We start from the raw sequence: 16,131 nt of genomic DNA, 5'->3' as shown, positions 1-16,131 counted from the left end.
AGTGGCGCTTTCCTGCGAAGACGCTGGGAAGAGGAACTACACGACCAGATCGATGAGCAGCGCTCGCAAAGGAGATTCTGCCTGTAGCGTCAACGCTGTTTCTTCCTTGATGAAAGCACCGTCGCCGCAGTGTAATGTTTCACTGTGCTGCTCGCCTTTCACCGTCATTGAACCGTGAATCAGTTGGAGATAGGCCTGATTCCCTTGTAGCACTATCGTGCTTTGTTCATTCGGCTGGAGATCGACATGGTGAATCCAGACCTGTTGGCGCAGTTGTAGACTATCTTGCTCGCCTTCCGGTGACGCGAGCAGAGTATGACTTGATGAATTGAGCCCCATGCGTTGCAGCGGGCTGTTCTCTCTGGTTTGGCAGGCATTCAACCATAATTGTAGGCGCGTCAACGGTTTGCTGGGGTTGGTATTATGTTCGCTGTAGCTGACGTTTGGTTGAGTGGCAAGCAACAACACATCGCCAGCTTTAGCCTGAATATGGCCGCCGTTGCTGTCACGGTATTCTGCTTCGCCCTGAAGAATAATATTCAGGATATCAACCCGTGGGTAAGTTCGCGGCTGGAATGATGCCCCCGGTGCCAGTACTTCCTGATTGAGCACGCGAAGAGAAGCATAGCCCAGCAACTGTGGGTCAAAATAGTGACCGAAAGAGAAAGTATAGCGTGCCTGCAACCAGCCATAATCGGCCTGACCGCATTGCCCGGCTGCTCTTCGTGTGATCATAATTTTTACCTCCCCCCAGATAATTATTTCTTAAACCGATAGTAATTGTGTGGACGTTGGATTGTTAGCTAGTTAATCTGGTCGGTATATTCAAAATTCCTGAATGAGTACGAAGATGGCGAGAGAACGAGCATTGACGCTGGAAGCCCTGAGGGTGATGGATGCGATCGATCGTCGTGGCAGCTTTGCCGCTGCGGCAGACGAATTGGGTAGGGTGCCTTCGGCACTGAGCTATACCATGCAGAAACTGGAAGAAGAGTTAGATGTTGTGCTGTTCGATCGTTCCGGGCATCGTACTAAGTTCACGAATGTTGGACGCATGTTGTTGGAACGCGGGCGTATTCTGCTGGAAGCCGCAGATAAACTCACCACGGATGCGGAAGCGCTGGCTCGCGGTTGGGAAACGCACCTGACGATTGTGACGGAAGCTTTGATTCCCACTCAGCGGATTTTTCCCCTAATCGATAAACTGGCGCTCAAAGCGAACACGCAGGTATCGATTCTGACTGAAGTGCTGGCAGGGGCGTGGGAGCGTCTTGAGCAAGGGCGGGCCGATATCGTGATTGCGCCAGATATGCATTTTCGTGCGTCGTCCGAAATGAACACCCGCAAACTGTACACGATGAATAACGTTTACGTCGCTAGCCCAGAGCACCCTATCCATCAGGAGCCGGAGCCGCTGTCGGATGCGACCCGTGTGAAATATCGCGGGATTGCCGTCGCGGATACTGCGCGTGAACGCCCGGTGCTGACGGTGCAACTATTGGATAAGCAGCAGCGTCTGACGGTGAGTTCGCTAGATGATAAACGGCGTGCGCTGCTGGCTGGATTAGGTGTCGCAACCATGCCTTATCCAATGGTAGCGCAGGATATTGCCGAAGGGCGTTTACTGGTGATTGGGCCGGAACATCAGATGGAAAGCCAGATTATTATGGCGTGGCGGCGAGACAGCATGGGCGAAGCGAAATCCTGGTTCCTGCGGGAAATTCCCAAACTGCTGAACCAGCCCTAAATTTCACGCTTTTCTGCGGCAAGGCGTGGTATCACACCCTGCCGCTACGTTTATAACTTCAGTATAAACTGACAAACGACTTATCACGCTGGTGAGGCTGGTTCAGATCTTGCTCTGGACCCAGAGAAATCACACCATGTGGATTAATCGTGCCGTGGCTACGGTAGTAATGGTGGCGAATATGCGCCATATCGACGGTATCGGCGATGCCGGGCATCTGATAAATATCACGCAAAAAACCGAACAGATTGGGGTAATCGCTCAGGCGATGTTTATCGCATTTAAAATGCGTGTGATAGACAGGATCGAAACGGATCAATGTCGTCCACAGCCGCAGATCGGCCTCAGTTAACTGCTCGCCAGTCAGATAACGCTGTTTTGCCAGAATGGCTTCCAGATCGGAGAGCGCGGCGAAAACGGTGGTGGCAGATTCATCGTAGGCTGACTGGCTCGTTGCAAAACCCGCTTTGTAAACACCGTTGTTGACCTTGTCGTAAATCCAGCCGTTCAATTCATCAATCTGATCTCGTCGCGCTTGCGGGTAGTAATCTCCGGCTGTTGCGCCCACACCATCAAAAGCGCTGTTCAGCATACGGATGATATCGGCGGATTCGTTACTGACGATAGTGTGTTGCTCGGTGTCCCACAGGACGGGGACCGTCACTCGACCGCTGTAGTCCGGTTTGGCGTGTAGGTAGAGTTGGTAGAGAAAGTCGTGCTGATAGAGCGAGTCACCCGTGGCGGCCTCAAAATCGGTACCGAACGTCCAACCGTGATCGAGCATGAGTGGATGAACTACCGAAACTGCGATGTGATTTTCCAACCCTTTCAACTGTCGCATTAACAGCGTGCGATGTGCCCACGGGCAGGCGAGTGAAACATACAGGTGATAACGGCCAGACTGAGCGAGAAAGCCACCTTTGCCGGTGAGGCCAGGAGAACCATCAGGCGTTACCCAATTGCGGAATACAGATTCTGAACGTTTAAAGTGACCGCCGGTAGATTTGGTTTCATACCAGGTATCGTGCCATATGCCGTCAACCAGTTGTCCCATAAATCCTCCGTGAGTGAGTGACGATAAGACAACGGCAAGCTTTGTATGCCTGCCGTCTCATTCATTATTCGATTATTAAGTGTAGTACAGGCCGGAAAAGGCTCGTCTTACCACTTTTTGCCCAGCAGACGGTCGATGCTGAATGCGCCTGGGCCAGTTACAGCCAGCAGGAGGTAACCACCAGCGATGGTCAGGTTTTTCATGAACATCAGTTGGTTCATGCCTTCCGCAAAGTTAGAGTGGAAAATCAGTGCGGTCAGCAGCGTAAAGCCAGCCGTGAACAGTGCGACAGTACGTGTTAGCAGCCCGAACAGAACAGCCAGACCACCACCCAGTTCCAGCAGAATGGTCAGCGGCAGCAGGAAGGTCGGTACGCCCATTGCCTGCATATATTGCTGTGTGCCTGCATAGGCATCACCCAGCTTACCGTAACCTGCAACGATAAACAGAATTGGCATTAAGATACGTGCAACCAGCAGTGCAGTGCTTTCTAAATTTTTCATCATCTCTCCAATTAATTTTGTTGTGGGCTATATGGCCCTGTTGTGTTTGTTGCAGCAGGTGTTATCTGAAAATTTAGCCCGCTATCAGGTTATGGGCAGATAGTATAGGGAGATGATTTGCGCTACCAGCGAGTATAATTGTTGTTTTATTTCAGAAAAATTGATGTTCGGTTAAATTGTCAAGAACGCGCTGTAATAACGTGAGCGCGTTAGGCAAAAAGTGAGATGAAAAGTGTCTAATGTGGGGAAGGGAAATAAACGATGAAACAGAGAGAGTCACGGACGTGGGTCAAATGTTTTGCGCACGAGCCGGAATGTCCCCCACAGTCCGACGAGGCGGCGTCCCCAACGAATCATGCGGCTGGGATGGCGCACGCCATAGAGTGCCACGAGGCTGGAGCCCACGATCCAGTATTTGCGCCACTGCATCAGGTTTTGCCAGCCGCGATCGTAACGGGCTGTGGTATCCAGCCAGTGTGTCTTACCGGCCGATAAATCCAGCCGCTGTTGCTGTATCCGGCGCAGTAGCTGGGCTTTTTCTCTGTCTCGCTGTTGGCGCTGGTTCACTTAGTCTCCTCCTCCAACAGCGATCTGTCGGTCGCCAGCTCCTTGCGCGTCGCTTTGAGCAAGGTAGAACGACGGACTTTCAGGAGTGTCCATATGCCGCCTATCAGCGCCAGTCCAAGTAATGTGGCAGTAATACACCCCAGCGCAAAGAGACGGTATTGTGGGTCGATGCCCCAGATGATCAGCGCAATCAGGCTCATAATGCCAAAAGCGGCAAAAAGCAGCGTCAAACCGACCATAATGAGCAACTGAATTAGATTGGTTTTCTCTTCCTCTAATTCAATCACAGCCAATCGGACACGACTTTCCACCATGCTGACAATAATGGAGATGATGCGCTGAGCAGAAGCCATGACCCCGCTTGCGGGGCCTTGTTGTAGTTTATCTGTCATAACAATCTGCTAATTAGCGACGAGACAGTAGGACGCCAAGCACGACGCCGACTGCGGCACCAATGCCGACACCTGTCCACGGATTCTGACGCACATAGTCATCCGCTGATTCAACCGCTTCTTTGGTTTGGGATGCGATGCGCTCACCGGTATCGCTCAGGCGGCTGCGGGTTTCTTTCAGGGCGCTCTCTGCCTTATTGCGCAGCTTGTCCAGTTCCGCTTTAGATTTATCGCTAGAGGTGCTTAATACTTCTTCCAGCGTGTCCGCCAGTGATTTCAATTCGGCGCGTAGGTACTCAGAATTTTGATCTTTAGCCATATTAATAACCCTTCATGTTATAAACCTGAATGTTAACTATAGCTGAAGCTGAGATTTATGCCGCCCTAAACGGGTACGGACAATTCTGATAACTCGCTGTAAATTTTAGCGATTTGGTTTTTGGATGCAAAATGAACAATTGTCGGCGTGTTGTATGGGCCATATTTTAGCGGAGGCGTGTGACGAGGCGTTATTGCGATGAGCCACTTTCCGCCGCGCGCAACTCCTGCTCGGCTTCAGCCAGTTTTCTTTCACGTTTAAGGATCTTCTCTGCGCTATCCTGTTTCTGCCGGCTTTCATTCAGTTCCTGCTGCCGTTCAGCGACGTCTTTACGTTTTTCCGCAATGGCTTCTTGACGTTTCTCTGCTAACCCGGCATCCGTACAATGGGTTCTTACGCCGTCCAGCGCCTTCTCTAATCCATTGATGCGGTTCTGGTTACCGTGCTTACGCGCCTCATCGATTTGGCGCTGAATATCTTGCGCTTTCTGCTGACAGCTCTCTACCTGATTGGCGGTATTGGCCAGCGCATGACCGGAAAGCAGGACGGATAAGGCAATAATGGATGGAGATAGTTTCGATGGAGATAGTTTCATAGTCGTCACCCCAGTTTAGATTGTTTCTGTGTCAGTTTCTGCTGCCAGAATGGGGTTGGCGTTGTCGCTTGCTGTGCAGTAATGGTGACCTTAGGCAGGGACAAACGCAGGACATCTCTGGCAGCGATACTCTGTTCTGGCGAGGCCAGGCGGACGATCAGGCTATCTTGTTCTGGCGTAATGCTTTTGATCGCAATCCCTTTCTCATTGAGACGCTGATATACGTAAAAGCCATCTGGCAATGCGGCACCGTCATAAGGCTTGATATGTAGCATAGCATCGTCTTGGGAAAGGCGTAGCGATTGGGACTGCGTTAAGGCAATAAGTGGCAGGGCCAGTAAGAGCAGTATGCGTCCTACTTTCCTGAGGGAAAGCGTAGAGAATAGCCAGTGAATTGACACGGTTAGCTCCCTTTTTCTGCATTATCAGCTTTAGCGTCACGTTTTTTACGCCACAGGACAAAAAGCGATCCAAACAGGCCGATAAACAGCAGCACCAGCGGCAGCATCATCAGGCAGAGCATCAATTCGTCTTCATATTTCAGGAAGACCGTTGTTTTCCCTAAGGCGAAGCCCAGCGTAACCAGAATAAATACCCACAGGAACCCGCTCATCCAGTTAAAGAACTGAAAGCGCGCGTTATTCAGGCCCGACAGGCCGGCGATGGTAGGGAGTAACGTTCTGACAAAAGCCAGAAAACGGCCAATTAACAGCGCGGACAGACCATGACGGTGGAAGAGCTGATGGGCGCGTTGGTGATAGTGCGCGGGCAAATGTGATAGCCAGCCCTGAACCACACCCGTATTGCCAAGCCATTTCCCTTGGATATAACTGGCCCAACAGCCGAGGCTAGCGGCTGTCGTCAGGAGAAATATCGTAAAAGGGTAATTCATTGTGCCTTTAGCGACGAGGACGCCGACCAAAATGAGCAGGCTATCGCCGGGCAGGAAAGCGGCTGGGAGCAGGCCATTTTCCAGAAAGATAATCAGAAACAGCAATATGTAGATGGTCCATACCAGCTTCGGGTCGGCTAAAATATCGAAATCCTGATGCCAGAGTGCGTTTAACAGTTCTTTGATTAATTCCATCCGGTATTCCTAATACTGCTGTTGCATTTTAGCCTTGGCGACAATCACGCACGCTTCTGGACATGATAAGAGTGAATACAGTTTTATACCCGTCATACTTCACGTTATTTAGGGTATATCGGGGCACAGGGTTATGGTTTTTTTGACGATCTCTGTTTTCTTCCGCCCGATAGTGACGCTGGTGTCTGACTTGATGCTCACTTCTCGCTGCGAACCTGATAAACAGGTGGCTTAGGGATTGTTTGGTCTTGGCAGACTTTACGCCCGAAGCGATGGATTAAGCGTAAGAAAGACGCGTTAACTGTAACAAAATAGGTGTTGCTGAGACAGGGAAATATTACGACAACCGCGGCGATTTAGGGGGATTTTTCGAGGAAGAGTTGGGGTTTCTACGATATTTTACACTCGCTGACAGAAATCAACGTTTTCTGACCTTTTCTCGCAGGGGAAAAAATATTACCCCTCGTTCAAAACAAGGGGGCGAAACGCGTTTTAGGATTTACCGGTGTGTATCTGGTCGAGATGAACGACCGGGTTTTCGGCGAACATGTAGCGATCGACGTTAAACTCGAAATCATCCGTTGTGGCGCGAAATAGCATCTGTTTGGTATTTTCCAGATGTTGCCACATTGCCAGTTTTGCCGCGTATGGATCTTTGCGAATCAGCGCTTTAAGGATGCGATCGTGTTCTTCGCACCAGCTTTCAATAGACTTGTCGTCGATGTGCTCATGCAGCTTACGCCAGTAGGGATTGTGAATCCGCTGGCTCCACATTTTCTCGACGATAGTTGCCATCGCGGAGTTTTGCGTCGCCAGCGCAACCTGGACGTGGAATTTGAGATCCCACTGAGAATCACGGAAGCGATCTTCCTGACGCGCATATTCCTGAATTTCCATCAGTTGAATGATGTCCTGACGGGTCACCTGCGTGGCTGCAAATTCAGCAATGTTACTTTCAATGAGCTGACGAGCCTGAAGTAGCTCAAATGGACCAGCCGCAACGAATTCAATATCGCCACTATTAATGAATGGGTTCTTCTGCTGGTTGGAAATAACGTGAATACCTGAACCCTTGCGTACTTCAACGTACCCTTCGACTTCCAGCATGATGATAGCTTCACGCACTACGGTGCGACTGACGTTCATTTCTTCAGAAATATAACGTTCTGCCGGTAATTTTTCGCCGACCTGATACATACCGCTTTCGATACGCTGTTTTAATTCTGCGGCTAACTGCTGGTATAGCCGTCTGGGTTCAGTGAGTGCCATGATGATGTCTACTCTCGATAGATGACGGTCCATGTGCCACGTCAGGGCCTGAGTGTCTATCTCGTTAATCTTTGAGGGATGATTTGTTATACCACTTAATAATAGCAGTAACCAATGTTGTGGTCACAGTTATTACAATGTGTAACTGGGGAGGTGGCTCACCCGGTATCCGATCATACCGGATGAGTCAGGATAATGCAGGGATTATCAGTGCTGGTTAGCTTCTTTCAATGTTTCAGCGGCGGCGGCGACTTCTGACGCAGGTTGGTTTTTCAACACTGTCCAGATGACAACAGCGCCTAACAGATCAAAGACTGCCAGTGCAGCAAACAGCGGGCTGAAGCCCATCGTATCGGCCAGTGCACCGACGACTAATGCAAACATGGTGCTTGCCATCCAGGCTGCCATACCGGTCAAACCATTTGCCGTTGCGACTTCATTGCGGCCAAATACGTCGGATGACAGGGTAATCAGCGCGCCAGATAGTGACTGGTGTGCGAAGCCACCGACGCACAGCAGTGCGATGGCAACATAAGGACTGGAGAACAGCCCGATCATACCGGGGCCAATCATCAGTACCGCACCCATGGTAACGACCAGCTTACGAGAAACGATCAGGTTCACTTTGAAATGCTTTTGGAACAGCATTGGCAAGTAGCCACCTAGGATGCAGCCGATATCGGCGAACAGCATTGGCATCCAGGCGAACATGGCAATTTCTTTCAGGTTGAAGCCGTAGGCTTTAAACATGAACAGCGGTATCCATGCGTTGAACGTGCCCCATGCGGGCTCAGCCAGAAAACGTGGCAGGGCGATACCCCAGAATTGACGGTTACGCAGGATCTGCCAGGCAGACATTTTTTTCGCGTTATTGGTTTGGTGCTGTGCTTCCTGCCCGCTAAGAATATAGTCGCGCTCTTCGTCGCTAAGTTTTTTCTGATCTTTCGGATGCTTATAGAAAATGAGCCAGCAAATGGCCCAGATCATGCTCAGTGCGCCGGTAATAATAAAGGCCATTTCCCAACTGTGCGCCACAATGGCCCACACCACCAGCGGTGGAGCGATCATCGCGCCGATAGACGATCCCACATTGAAGTAACCGACCGCGATTGAACGCTCTTTTGCCGGGAACCACTCGCTGCTGGCTTTCAGACCCGCAGGGATCATGGCCGCTTCGGCCATACCGACCGCGCCACGGGCGATAGCCAACCCACCCCAACTGTTTGCCAGCGCCGTTCCCATACAGAAGATCGCCCACAGAATGGCAAACATGGCATAGCCTATTTTTGTGCCGAGCAAATCCAGTACGTAGCCGGCGATGGGCTGCATAATGGTATAACAAGCTGAATAGGCCGCAACGATGTAAGAATACTGCTGTGTGGTGATGTGCAATTGATCCTGTAGCGTCGGGGCCGCGACAGAAATTGCATTACGCGTCAGATATCCCAGCACGGTGCCGATGGTCACCAGGCCGATCATATACCAGCGTAATCCTTTGATTTTACGCATTTAAATTTCTCTCCGAGTCAATAAAAAACACAGTGGTGGCTCTTGAGTAGCGTCACGGTGTGAGGTGTCTTGTGATGTAATGCGACACGTTTTTTTGTTGTGCCGAACAGGAAAACCCTTCTCTTTGTGAGATAGCGATTGAATCCCTGCTTAAGGCAGCGCTACAATAATTTGTCATACAACTTTAAAAGTTGAGTGATATCACAAAACCATTATTTTTATGCGGAATAACGAATTATTTGTTTAAATAGAGAAGAGATAGCCGTATAGGGCCATGAGTGCTGAGTTATTGTACTGCTTTGTTACATTTTTGCGATCATGACCTCACAAATGCTGTGAGATATTGCGCATAATTGGTGTGATATCTTTTAATGACCAACCCATTTGGTGCACAAGAAGCACGGTAAGGAAGAAAACATGCCCCAGTTTCTGAGTGAAGATTTTCTGTTAGACACTGAATTTGCCCGTCGCCTTTATCATGAGTATGCCGTCGACCAACCGATATTTGACTACCACTGTCATTTACCGCCTGAGCAGATTGCGGAAAACTATCGCTTTAAAAATTTGTATGACATCTGGTTGAAGGGCGATCACTACAAGTGGCGTGCGATGCGTACTAACGGCGTGCCTGAGCGTTTGTGTACGGGCGATGCCAGCGATTGGGAAAAGTTTGAAGCCTGGGCCGCTACCGTGCCGCACACCATCGGCAACCCGCTTTATCACTGGACACATCTGGAACTGCGTCGTCCGTTTGGCGTAACCGGTACGCTTCTGTCTCCAGGTACGGCAAAAGATATTTGGGATCGTTGTAATGCGATGTTGGAACGCGATGACTTTACCGCGCGCGGCATCATGCAGCAGATGAACGTGAAAATGGTTGGTACGACAGACGATCCGATTGACGATCTGCGTCACCACAAAACCGTTGCTCAGGATTCAAGCTTCTCCATCAAGGTGCTGCCGAGCTGGCGTCCAGATAAAGCGTTCAACATCGAGTTGGCGACCTTCAACGACTATATGGCGAAACTGGGTGAAGTTTCTGACACCGACATTCGTCGCTTCAGCGATCTGCAAACGGCACTGACCAAGCGTCTGGATCACTTCGCGGCGCACGGTTGCAAAGTTTCTGACCATGCGCTGGATGTGGTGCTGTTCGCCGAAGCGGATGACGCAACGCTGGACAAAATTCTGGCGCGTCGCCTTGCTGGCGAAACGCTGAGCGAGCATGAAGTGGCACAATTCAAAACCGGCGTTCTGGTTTGGCTGGGCGCAGAATATGCCCGTCGTGGCTGGGTTCAGCAGTATCACATTGGTGCACTGCGCAACAATAACCTGCGTCAGTTCAAGCTGCTGGGGCCAGATGTCGGTTTCGACTCCATCAATGACCGTCCGCTGGCTCAGGAATTGTCTCGCCTGCTCAGCAAGCAGAATGAAGAAAACCTGCTGCCGAAAACCATCCTTTATTGTCTGAACCCGCGCGATAACGAAGTGCTCGGCACCATGATCGGCAACTTCCAGGGGGAAGGGATGCCGGGCAAGATGCAGTTCGGTTCTGGCTGGTGGTTTAACGATCAGAAAGACGGTATGCAGCGCCAGATGACACAGCTAGCACAGCTTGGTTTGTTGAGCCGCTTTGTCGGTATGCTGACTGATAGTCGTAGCTTCCTGTCTTATACCCGCCATGAATATTTCCGCCGCATTCTGTGCCAGATGATTGGCCGCTGGGTGGAAGATGGCGAAGCGCCAGCCGATCTGCCGCTGCTGGGCGAAATGGTGAAAAACATCAGTTTCGATAACGCTAAAAACTATTTTGCCATCGAGCTGTAATTCCACCGCGTCGTAGCGTGTGAATTGCACGAGAGGCGCGGCAGTAAGATTCCCGAAGGGGCTTACGCCGCGACTCTTTGTGTCTCGGTCTTTTGTCATCGGCAGCTGTGGTGATGTGGTGCTGGTGAATATGAATATAGGGCAAGGATGACGGTTTATCGGTCGTGCCCTGAATGTGAGATTCGTCCTGAGGTAGCCTGTTAATGCAAACGTTAAATCGTCGTAATTTCCCCGGTCGTCAACACCCGGATCGTGTTATTCAGTTTGGTGAAGGTAACTTCCTGCGTGCCTTTGTTGACTGGCAGTTGGATTTGCTGAATGAGCACACTGATTTGGATGCGGGTATTGTCATTGTTCGCCCGATCGATTCCGATTTCCCGCCCGCACTGGACACGCAGGATGGGTTGTACACCACCATTATCCGTGGCCTGAATGAGCAAGGTGAGGCCGTTCGTGAACCACGCCTGATTCGTTCGGTAAACCGTGAAATCAACGTATACCGTCAGTTCGATGACTATTTGGCGTTAGCACACGATCCGAACATCCGTTTCGTCTTCTCCAATACCACCGAGGCGGGTATCAGCTATCACGCGGAAGATCGCCTGAGCGATGCGCCGCCAGTCAGCTTCCCGGCGAAATTAACGCGTCTGCTGTATGAGCGTTTCTGTCATTTTGACGGTGCGGCAGATAAAGGCTGGGTGCTGCTACCGTGTGAATTGATTGATTACAACGGCGTGGCGTTGAAAGAACTGGTGCTGCGTTATGCTGCACAGTGGGAACTGACGCCAACATTTACCGCTTGGTTAAACGATCACAACACGTTCTGCTCAACGCTGGTCGACCGTATTGTGACGGGCTATCCGCGTGCCGAAGTGGAAGCGCTAGAGCAGGAGATGGGCTACAAGGATACCTTCTGGGATACGGCGGAGCACTTCTATCTGTTCGTTATTCAGGGGCCACAGTGGCTGGCGGAAGAGTTACGTTTGAACAAGCTGGATCTGAACGTTCGTATCGTTGATGACATCAAGCCGTACAAAGAACGTAAAGTGGCGATCCTCAACGGTGCCCACACCGCACTGGTGCCAGTCGCATTCCTGGCGGGTCTGGATACCGTTGGCGAATCGATGGATGATGCCCTGATTGGCAAATTCGTGGAAAAGACCATTGCCGAAGAGATTGTACCGGTATTGGATTTACCGCATGACGAACTGACCTCATTTGCTCAGGCTGTGTTAAGCCGCTTCCGTAACCCGTTCATTCAGCATCAGCTGTTATCTATCTCGCTGAATGGCATGACCAAATTCCGCACCCGCATTCTGCCGCAGTTGCTGACTTACCGTGAACGTCACGGTGAATTGCCAGCACGCCTGACGTTTGCGCTGGCGGCTCTGATTGCCTTCTATCGCGGCGAGCGCAGCGGTGAAGGCGATGCGCTGCAAACCTATCCGTTGCAGGACGACGCTCATTGGCTGGAGCGTTATTCCTCGCTGTGGGCGGGCGTAAAAGAAAACACTGTCAGCCTGGCTGAGTTGGTGAATGTAGTGCTGCGCGATGCGGACCATTGGGAACAGGATTTAACGCAGGTTCCTGGGCTTGCTACGCAGGTGACAGAACAGTTACAAACCATCGTTGAACGCGGTATGCGCGCAGCTGTGGAAGGTTATTGCTAATCAGCAAGAAGGGTTATCCATGCAAAGTATTATAAAAATTCATTCTCTGGACAATGTGGCTGTCGCCTTGCGTGATGTGGAGCAAGGTGAAACGGTGTCGGTGGATAGCTATACGGTGACACTTCAGCAACCTGTCGTGCGCGGACATAAGTTCGCGCTAGAAACCATCGCACCGGGAGAAATGATTACCAAGTATGGCCTGCCGATCGGCCATGCGCTGGTTTCCATTGCGCCCGGAGAACATATTCACTCCCAGAATGCGAAGACTAATCTGAGCGATTTGGATGAATACCAGTACCAACCTGAATTTCTCGAACTGCCTGCACAGATGGGCGATCGGGAGGTGCAACTCTACCGTCGTAAAAATGGCGATGTCGGTATCCGTAATGAATTATGGATTCTGCCAACCGTCGGCTGTGTAAACGGTATTGCCCGCCAGATTCAGCAGCGTTTCCTGAAAGAAACCAACGATGCGGAAGGTATCGACGGCGTTTACCTGTTCAGCCATACCTTCGGCTGTTCACAGCTGGGTCAGGATCATGAGAACACCCGCACGATGCTGCAAAACATGGTGCGTCACCCGAATGCGGGTGCAGTGTTGGTGATCGGTCTGGGTTGTGAGAACAATCAGGTTGATGCGTTCCGCAGCACGCTGGGGGGCTTTGACTCTGACCGCGTCACGTTCATGGTCTGCCAGCAGCAGGACGATGAAGTTGAAGCGGGTCTGGAGCGTCTGCACACGCTGTATGAAGCAATGCGCCATGACAAGCGTGAGCCAGGCAAGCTGAGTGAACTGAAATTTGGTCTGGAATGTGGTGGCTCCGATGGATTGTCTGGTATTACGGCCAACCCGCTGCTAGGCCGTTTCTCCGACTATCTGATTGCTAACGGCGGCACCACCGTGCTGACCGAAGTGCCGGAGATGTTTGGTGCGGAGCGTATTCTGATGAGCCGTTGCCGTGATGAAGCCACGTTTGAGAAAACGGTGCACATGGTGAATGACTTCAAACAGTACTTCATTGCGCACAACCAGCCGATTTACGAGAACCCATCGCCGGGTAACAAGGCGGGGGGGATCACGACGCTGGAAGAGAAATCACTGGGCTGTACGCAAAAAGCCGGACAGAGCAAAGTCGTCGACGTGTTGAAATATGGCGAGCGCTTACATACTCCGGGGCTCAACCTGCTCAGCGCACCGGGGAATGATGCGGTAGCAACCAGCGCGCTGGCGGGAGCGGGTTGCCATATGGTGCTGTTCAGTACCGGACGCGGCACGCCTTACGGCGGATTTGTTCCTACTGTAAAACTGGCAACCAACAGCGAACTGGCGAAGAAGAAACCACATTGGATTGATTTCGATGCGGGACGTCTGATCCACGACATGCCGATGGATGAGCTGCTGAGCCAGTTCGTTGAGCTGATTGTCGAGATTGCTGACGGCAAGCGTACGAAGAATGAAGTAAACGACTTCCGCGAATTAGCGATATTTAAGAGCGGCGTGACGTTGTAAATATTATCCATTCCAATTAAAATAAAACGGCGTTTCATTTTTATAATGGCGCCGTTTTTTTTCGCCACAACTTTTAGAGGCAGGGATCATGACACAGTATTGGATTGCCCAGTCTGTTGGTGTACTGGCGTTTGTCGTCGGCATCACCATGTTTTTCAACCGTAACGATCAAAAATTCAAAATACAGCTCTCGGCATACAGCGCCGTCATTGGCCTGCATTTCTTCCTGATGGGGGCAAATGCGGCGGGTGCCAGCGCCTTGTTGAACTCGGCACGTACACTCATTTCACTCAAAACACACAATATCCTTGTGATGTTTGTCTTTATCTCACTCACGCTGCTCTTTGGTTTATCAGGCATGAAGCATGCGATGGAACTGCTGCCGATAGCAGGCACGGTCGCCAGTACCTGGGCGCTGTTCCGTACTTCTGGGCTGACGACGCGCTGCGTGATGTGGTGCTCAACCGCTTGCTGGGTTGCGCATAATATCTGGCTGGGATCGATTGGCGGATCGCTAATAGAAGGCAGTTTCCTGCTGATGAACGGCTTTAACATCATCCGCTTCTGGCGTATGCAGAAGCGCGGCATCGATCCTTTCAGCGTAGAGAAGAAAGCATAATTTCAGGTGTTTCTCGTCACTTTAACGCCGCTCGTTTTTAAGCGAGCGGCCTGATTATCAATCCCTAATCAATTACAGCAGATTCAAACGCTCTTTTTCCGCCAGTTTGGCATCTTCCGCGTGACACACGGCGGCGATGAACATCACGTCCGTTGAGGAGTTCACCGCAGTTTCTGCCGAGTCCTGCAAAACGCCGATGATGAAACCAACCGCAACCACCTGCATAGCGATATCGTTGGAAATACCAAACATGCTGCACGCCAGCGGGATCAGCAACAGTGAGCCGCCCGCCACGCCCGATGCGCCACAGGCACACAGCGATGCCACGACGCTGAGCAGCAGCGCAGTCGGCACGTCGATCTGAATGCCCAGCGTATGTGCGGCGGCCAGCGTCAGTACCGTGATGGTAATCGCCGCGCCTGCCATATTGATAGTGGCACCCAGTGGGATAGCGACAGAGTAGGTGTCTTCATCCAGATTCAGCTTGCGGCACAGCTCCATATTCACTGGAATGTTGGCGGCGGAGCTGCGGGTAAAGAAGGCGGTCACGCCGCTCTCACGCAGGCAGCGCAGTACCAGTGGATAAGGGTTGCTGCGAATCTTCCAGTAGACGATCAGCGGGTTGACCACCAGTGCGACCAGCAACATACCGCCGATCAGCACCATCAACAGGTGGGCATAGCCCCACAGTGCACCAAAGCCCGTTTCCGCCAGCGTGGAGGCGACCAGACCGAAAATCCCCAGCGGTGCGAAACGAATCACCACGCGCACAATCATGGTAACCGCATTGGAGGCATCGTTAATCATGCTCTTGGTGCTGTCCGAACCGTGACGGAACGCAATGCCCAGCCCCACGGCCCAGACCAGAATACCGATATAGTTCGCATTCAGCAGCGCGTGAATCGGGTTAGCGATGATGCTCATCAACAGCCCTTCCAGCACTTCGACAATGCCCGACGGCGGTGTGATGTCAGTTGCCTGTGCGTTGAGCGCCAGCGTAGAAGGGAAAATAACGCTTAGCACGACGGCAATCAGCGCCGCAGAGAAGGTGCCGATGAGGTAAAGAAACAGGACAGGGCGAATGTTGGTTTTCTGCCCCTGCTGGTGGTTGGCGATAGAAGCCATGACCAGCATCAGTACCAGAATGGGGGCGACGGCTTTCAAGGCACCGACGAACAGCGTTCCCAATAAACCGGCGGCCAACGCGGCCTGCGTGGACAGAGAAGCCAGAATAATACCGGCCGCGAGCCCCAGAAGGATCTGCTGAACCAGACTGCCCCGAATAATGTAGTGCAAAAAACGAGAGTGTTGAGTTTCCATAATTTTGATGGCGTAACCGTTCCGCTAAGTGGTTGTGTGCACGGACTGACACCTCTGGCCTGCGCCGGGTGGCTTTTTCTTTCCGTAACTAAATGTGTTTGCGTGTATCAGTATATGAAAATTTATTTTTGAGAAAAGCGGTG

The 16,131-nt window shown here is 51.5% G+C and carries 17 protein-coding genes; 5 read left to right on the top strand and 12 right to left on the bottom strand.

All coding sequences use genetic code 11. The features are described 5' to 3' along the window. Positions 1 to 36: 36 nt before the first annotated feature. The gene (locus tag EDI29_RS11605) at positions 37 to 735 is read right to left on the bottom strand and encodes a pirin family protein (RefSeq protein ID WP_137741037.1); all 699 of its coding nucleotides are present in this window, start codon (positions 733 to 735) and stop codon (positions 37 to 39) included. A gap of 115 nt (positions 736 to 850) precedes the next feature. Between EDI29_RS11605 and EDI29_RS11600 the strand changes: the two genes are divergently transcribed. Then, complete coding sequence (locus EDI29_RS11600) at positions 851 to 1,747, top strand: LysR family transcriptional regulator (RefSeq protein WP_005971317.1); 897 nt, start codon at positions 851 to 853, stop codon at positions 1,745 to 1,747. Positions 1,748 to 1,805: 58 nt separating this feature from the next. Here the strand turns inward: EDI29_RS11600 and EDI29_RS11595 are convergent, their stop codons facing one another. The 10 genes from EDI29_RS11595 to EDI29_RS11550 all read right to left on the bottom strand — a co-directional run bounded on the left by EDI29_RS11595 (position 1,806) and on the right by EDI29_RS11550 (position 9,042). Next, complete coding sequence (locus EDI29_RS11595) at positions 1,806 to 2,801, bottom strand: glutathione S-transferase family protein (RefSeq protein WP_137741036.1); 996 nt, start codon at positions 2,799 to 2,801, stop codon at positions 1,806 to 1,808. A 107-nt stretch (positions 2,802 to 2,908) separates the two neighbouring features. Beyond that, complete coding sequence (locus tag EDI29_RS11590; protein WP_010298854.1) at positions 2,909 to 3,304, bottom strand: DoxX family protein; 396 nt, start codon at positions 3,302 to 3,304, stop codon at positions 2,909 to 2,911. 276 nt (positions 3,305 to 3,580) lie between these two features. Continuing rightward, the gene (locus EDI29_RS11585) at positions 3,581 to 3,871 is read right to left on the bottom strand and encodes a YqjK-like family protein (protein WP_137741035.1); all 291 of its coding nucleotides are present in this window, start codon (positions 3,869 to 3,871) and stop codon (positions 3,581 to 3,583) included. Beyond that, positions 3,868 to 4,263 carry a phage holin family protein gene (locus EDI29_RS11580; RefSeq protein WP_137741034.1) on the bottom strand — a complete coding sequence of 132 codons (396 nt, stop codon included), beginning with the start codon at positions 4,261 to 4,263 and terminating at the stop codon, positions 3,868 to 3,870. The genes EDI29_RS11585 and EDI29_RS11580 overlap by 4 nt, the downstream gene beginning before the upstream one ends. 13 nt (positions 4,264 to 4,276) lie before the next feature. Further along, a complete protein-coding gene (locus tag EDI29_RS11575; RefSeq protein ID WP_005971326.1) occupies positions 4,277 to 4,582 on the bottom strand; it encodes an ElaB/YgaM/YqjD family protein in 306 nt (101 codons plus the stop codon). Between the two features lie 190 nt (positions 4,583 to 4,772). Beyond that, positions 4,773 to 5,177 (bottom strand): DUF1090 domain-containing protein, encoded by a 405-nt coding sequence (locus tag EDI29_RS11570; RefSeq protein WP_137741033.1) that lies wholly within the window; start codon positions 5,175 to 5,177, stop codon positions 4,773 to 4,775. A 5-nt stretch (positions 5,178 to 5,182) separates the two neighbouring features. After that, positions 5,183 to 5,578, bottom strand: coding sequence for an EnvZ/OmpR regulon moderator MzrA (mzrA, locus tag EDI29_RS11565; protein WP_137741032.1), 396 nt, complete (start codon positions 5,576 to 5,578; stop codon positions 5,183 to 5,185). 2 nt (positions 5,579 to 5,580) lie between these two features. Further along, complete coding sequence (locus tag EDI29_RS11560; RefSeq protein ID WP_137741031.1) at positions 5,581 to 6,264, bottom strand: DedA family protein; 684 nt, start codon at positions 6,262 to 6,264, stop codon at positions 5,581 to 5,583. A gap of 492 nt (positions 6,265 to 6,756) precedes the next feature. Beyond that, entirely contained in the window at positions 6,757 to 7,533 is a 777-nt protein-coding gene (gene exuR / locus EDI29_RS11555; protein ID WP_039303063.1) for a transcriptional regulator ExuR, read from the bottom strand. 207 nt (positions 7,534 to 7,740) lie between these two features. Next, on the bottom strand, positions 7,741 to 9,042 hold the full coding sequence (locus EDI29_RS11550) for an MFS transporter (protein WP_137741030.1): 1,302 nt from the start codon (positions 9,040 to 9,042) through the stop codon (positions 7,741 to 7,743). Positions 9,043 to 9,459: 417 nt separating this feature from the next. Between EDI29_RS11550 and uxaC the strand changes: the two genes are divergently transcribed. The 4 genes from uxaC to EDI29_RS11530 all read left to right on the top strand — a co-directional run bounded on the left by uxaC (position 9,460) and on the right by EDI29_RS11530 (position 14,668). Next, a complete protein-coding gene (uxaC, locus tag EDI29_RS11545) occupies positions 9,460 to 10,869 on the top strand; it encodes a glucuronate isomerase (protein ID WP_137741029.1) in 1,410 nt (469 codons plus the stop codon). A gap of 203 nt (positions 10,870 to 11,072) precedes the next feature. After that, positions 11,073 to 12,539: a tagaturonate reductase gene (locus EDI29_RS11540; protein WP_137741028.1), complete on the top strand. Its 1,467-nt coding sequence runs from the start codon at positions 11,073 to 11,075 to the stop codon at positions 12,537 to 12,539. A 19-nt stretch (positions 12,540 to 12,558) separates the two neighbouring features. Then, a complete protein-coding gene (locus EDI29_RS11535) occupies positions 12,559 to 14,049 on the top strand; it encodes a UxaA family hydrolase (protein WP_107170141.1) in 1,491 nt (496 codons plus the stop codon). An 88-nt stretch (positions 14,050 to 14,137) separates the two neighbouring features. Beyond that, complete coding sequence (locus EDI29_RS11530; RefSeq protein WP_137741027.1) at positions 14,138 to 14,668, top strand: YgjV family protein; 531 nt, start codon at positions 14,138 to 14,140, stop codon at positions 14,666 to 14,668. A gap of 72 nt (positions 14,669 to 14,740) precedes the next feature. Here EDI29_RS11530 and sstT read toward each other — a convergent pair whose 3' ends face one another. Beyond that, entirely contained in the window at positions 14,741 to 15,988 is a 1,248-nt protein-coding gene (sstT, locus tag EDI29_RS11525; RefSeq protein ID WP_137741026.1) for a serine/threonine transporter SstT, read from the bottom strand. Between the last annotated feature and the right edge of the window lie 143 nt (positions 15,989 to 16,131).

This window comes from Pectobacterium polonicum (assembly GCF_005497185.1).
Classification (GTDB): domain Bacteria; phylum Pseudomonadota; class Gammaproteobacteria; order Enterobacterales; family Enterobacteriaceae; genus Pectobacterium; species Pectobacterium polonicum.
This window is presented reverse-complemented; position numbering and strand designations above follow the sequence as displayed.

Bases quoted from the DNA above. Each gene is read 5' to 3' on its own strand.
- EDI29_RS11540 (WP_137741028.1), top strand. From the start codon at position 11,073: ATGCAAACGTTAAATCGTCGTAATTTCCCCGGTCGTCAACACCCGGAT.
- EDI29_RS11550 (WP_137741030.1), bottom strand. From the start codon at position 9,042: ATGCGTAAAATCAAAGGATTACGCTGGTATATGATCGGCCTGGTGACC.
- EDI29_RS11590 (WP_010298854.1), bottom strand. From the start codon at position 3,304: ATGAAAAATTTAGAAAGCACTGCACTGCTGGTTGCACGTATCTTAATG.
- EDI29_RS11535 (WP_107170141.1), top strand. From the start codon at position 12,559: ATGCAAAGTATTATAAAAATTCATTCTCTGGACAATGTGGCTGTCGCC.
- sstT (WP_137741026.1), bottom strand. From the start codon at position 15,988: ATGGAAACTCAACACTCTCGTTTTTTGCACTACATTATTCGGGGCAGT.
- exuR (WP_039303063.1), bottom strand. From the start codon at position 7,533: ATGGCACTCACTGAACCCAGACGGCTATACCAGCAGTTAGCCGCAGAA.
- EDI29_RS11605 (WP_137741037.1), bottom strand. From the start codon at position 735: ATGATCACACGAAGAGCAGCCGGGCAATGCGGTCAGGCCGATTATGGC.
- EDI29_RS11580 (WP_137741034.1), bottom strand. From the start codon at position 4,263: ATGACAGATAAACTACAACAAGGCCCCGCAAGCGGGGTCATGGCTTCT.
- EDI29_RS11530 (WP_137741027.1), top strand. From the start codon at position 14,138: ATGACACAGTATTGGATTGCCCAGTCTGTTGGTGTACTGGCGTTTGTC.
- EDI29_RS11570 (WP_137741033.1), bottom strand. From the start codon at position 5,177: ATGAAACTATCTCCATCGAAACTATCTCCATCCATTATTGCCTTATCC.
- uxaC (WP_137741029.1), top strand. From the start codon at position 9,460: ATGCCCCAGTTTCTGAGTGAAGATTTTCTGTTAGACACTGAATTTGCC.
- EDI29_RS11560 (WP_137741031.1), bottom strand. From the start codon at position 6,264: ATGGAATTAATCAAAGAACTGTTAAACGCACTCTGGCATCAGGATTTC.
- EDI29_RS11595 (WP_137741036.1), bottom strand. From the start codon at position 2,801: ATGGGACAACTGGTTGACGGCATATGGCACGATACCTGGTATGAAACC.
- EDI29_RS11575 (WP_005971326.1), bottom strand. From the start codon at position 4,582: ATGGCTAAAGATCAAAATTCTGAGTACCTACGCGCCGAATTGAAATCA.
- EDI29_RS11600 (WP_005971317.1), top strand. From the start codon at position 851: ATGGCGAGAGAACGAGCATTGACGCTGGAAGCCCTGAGGGTGATGGAT.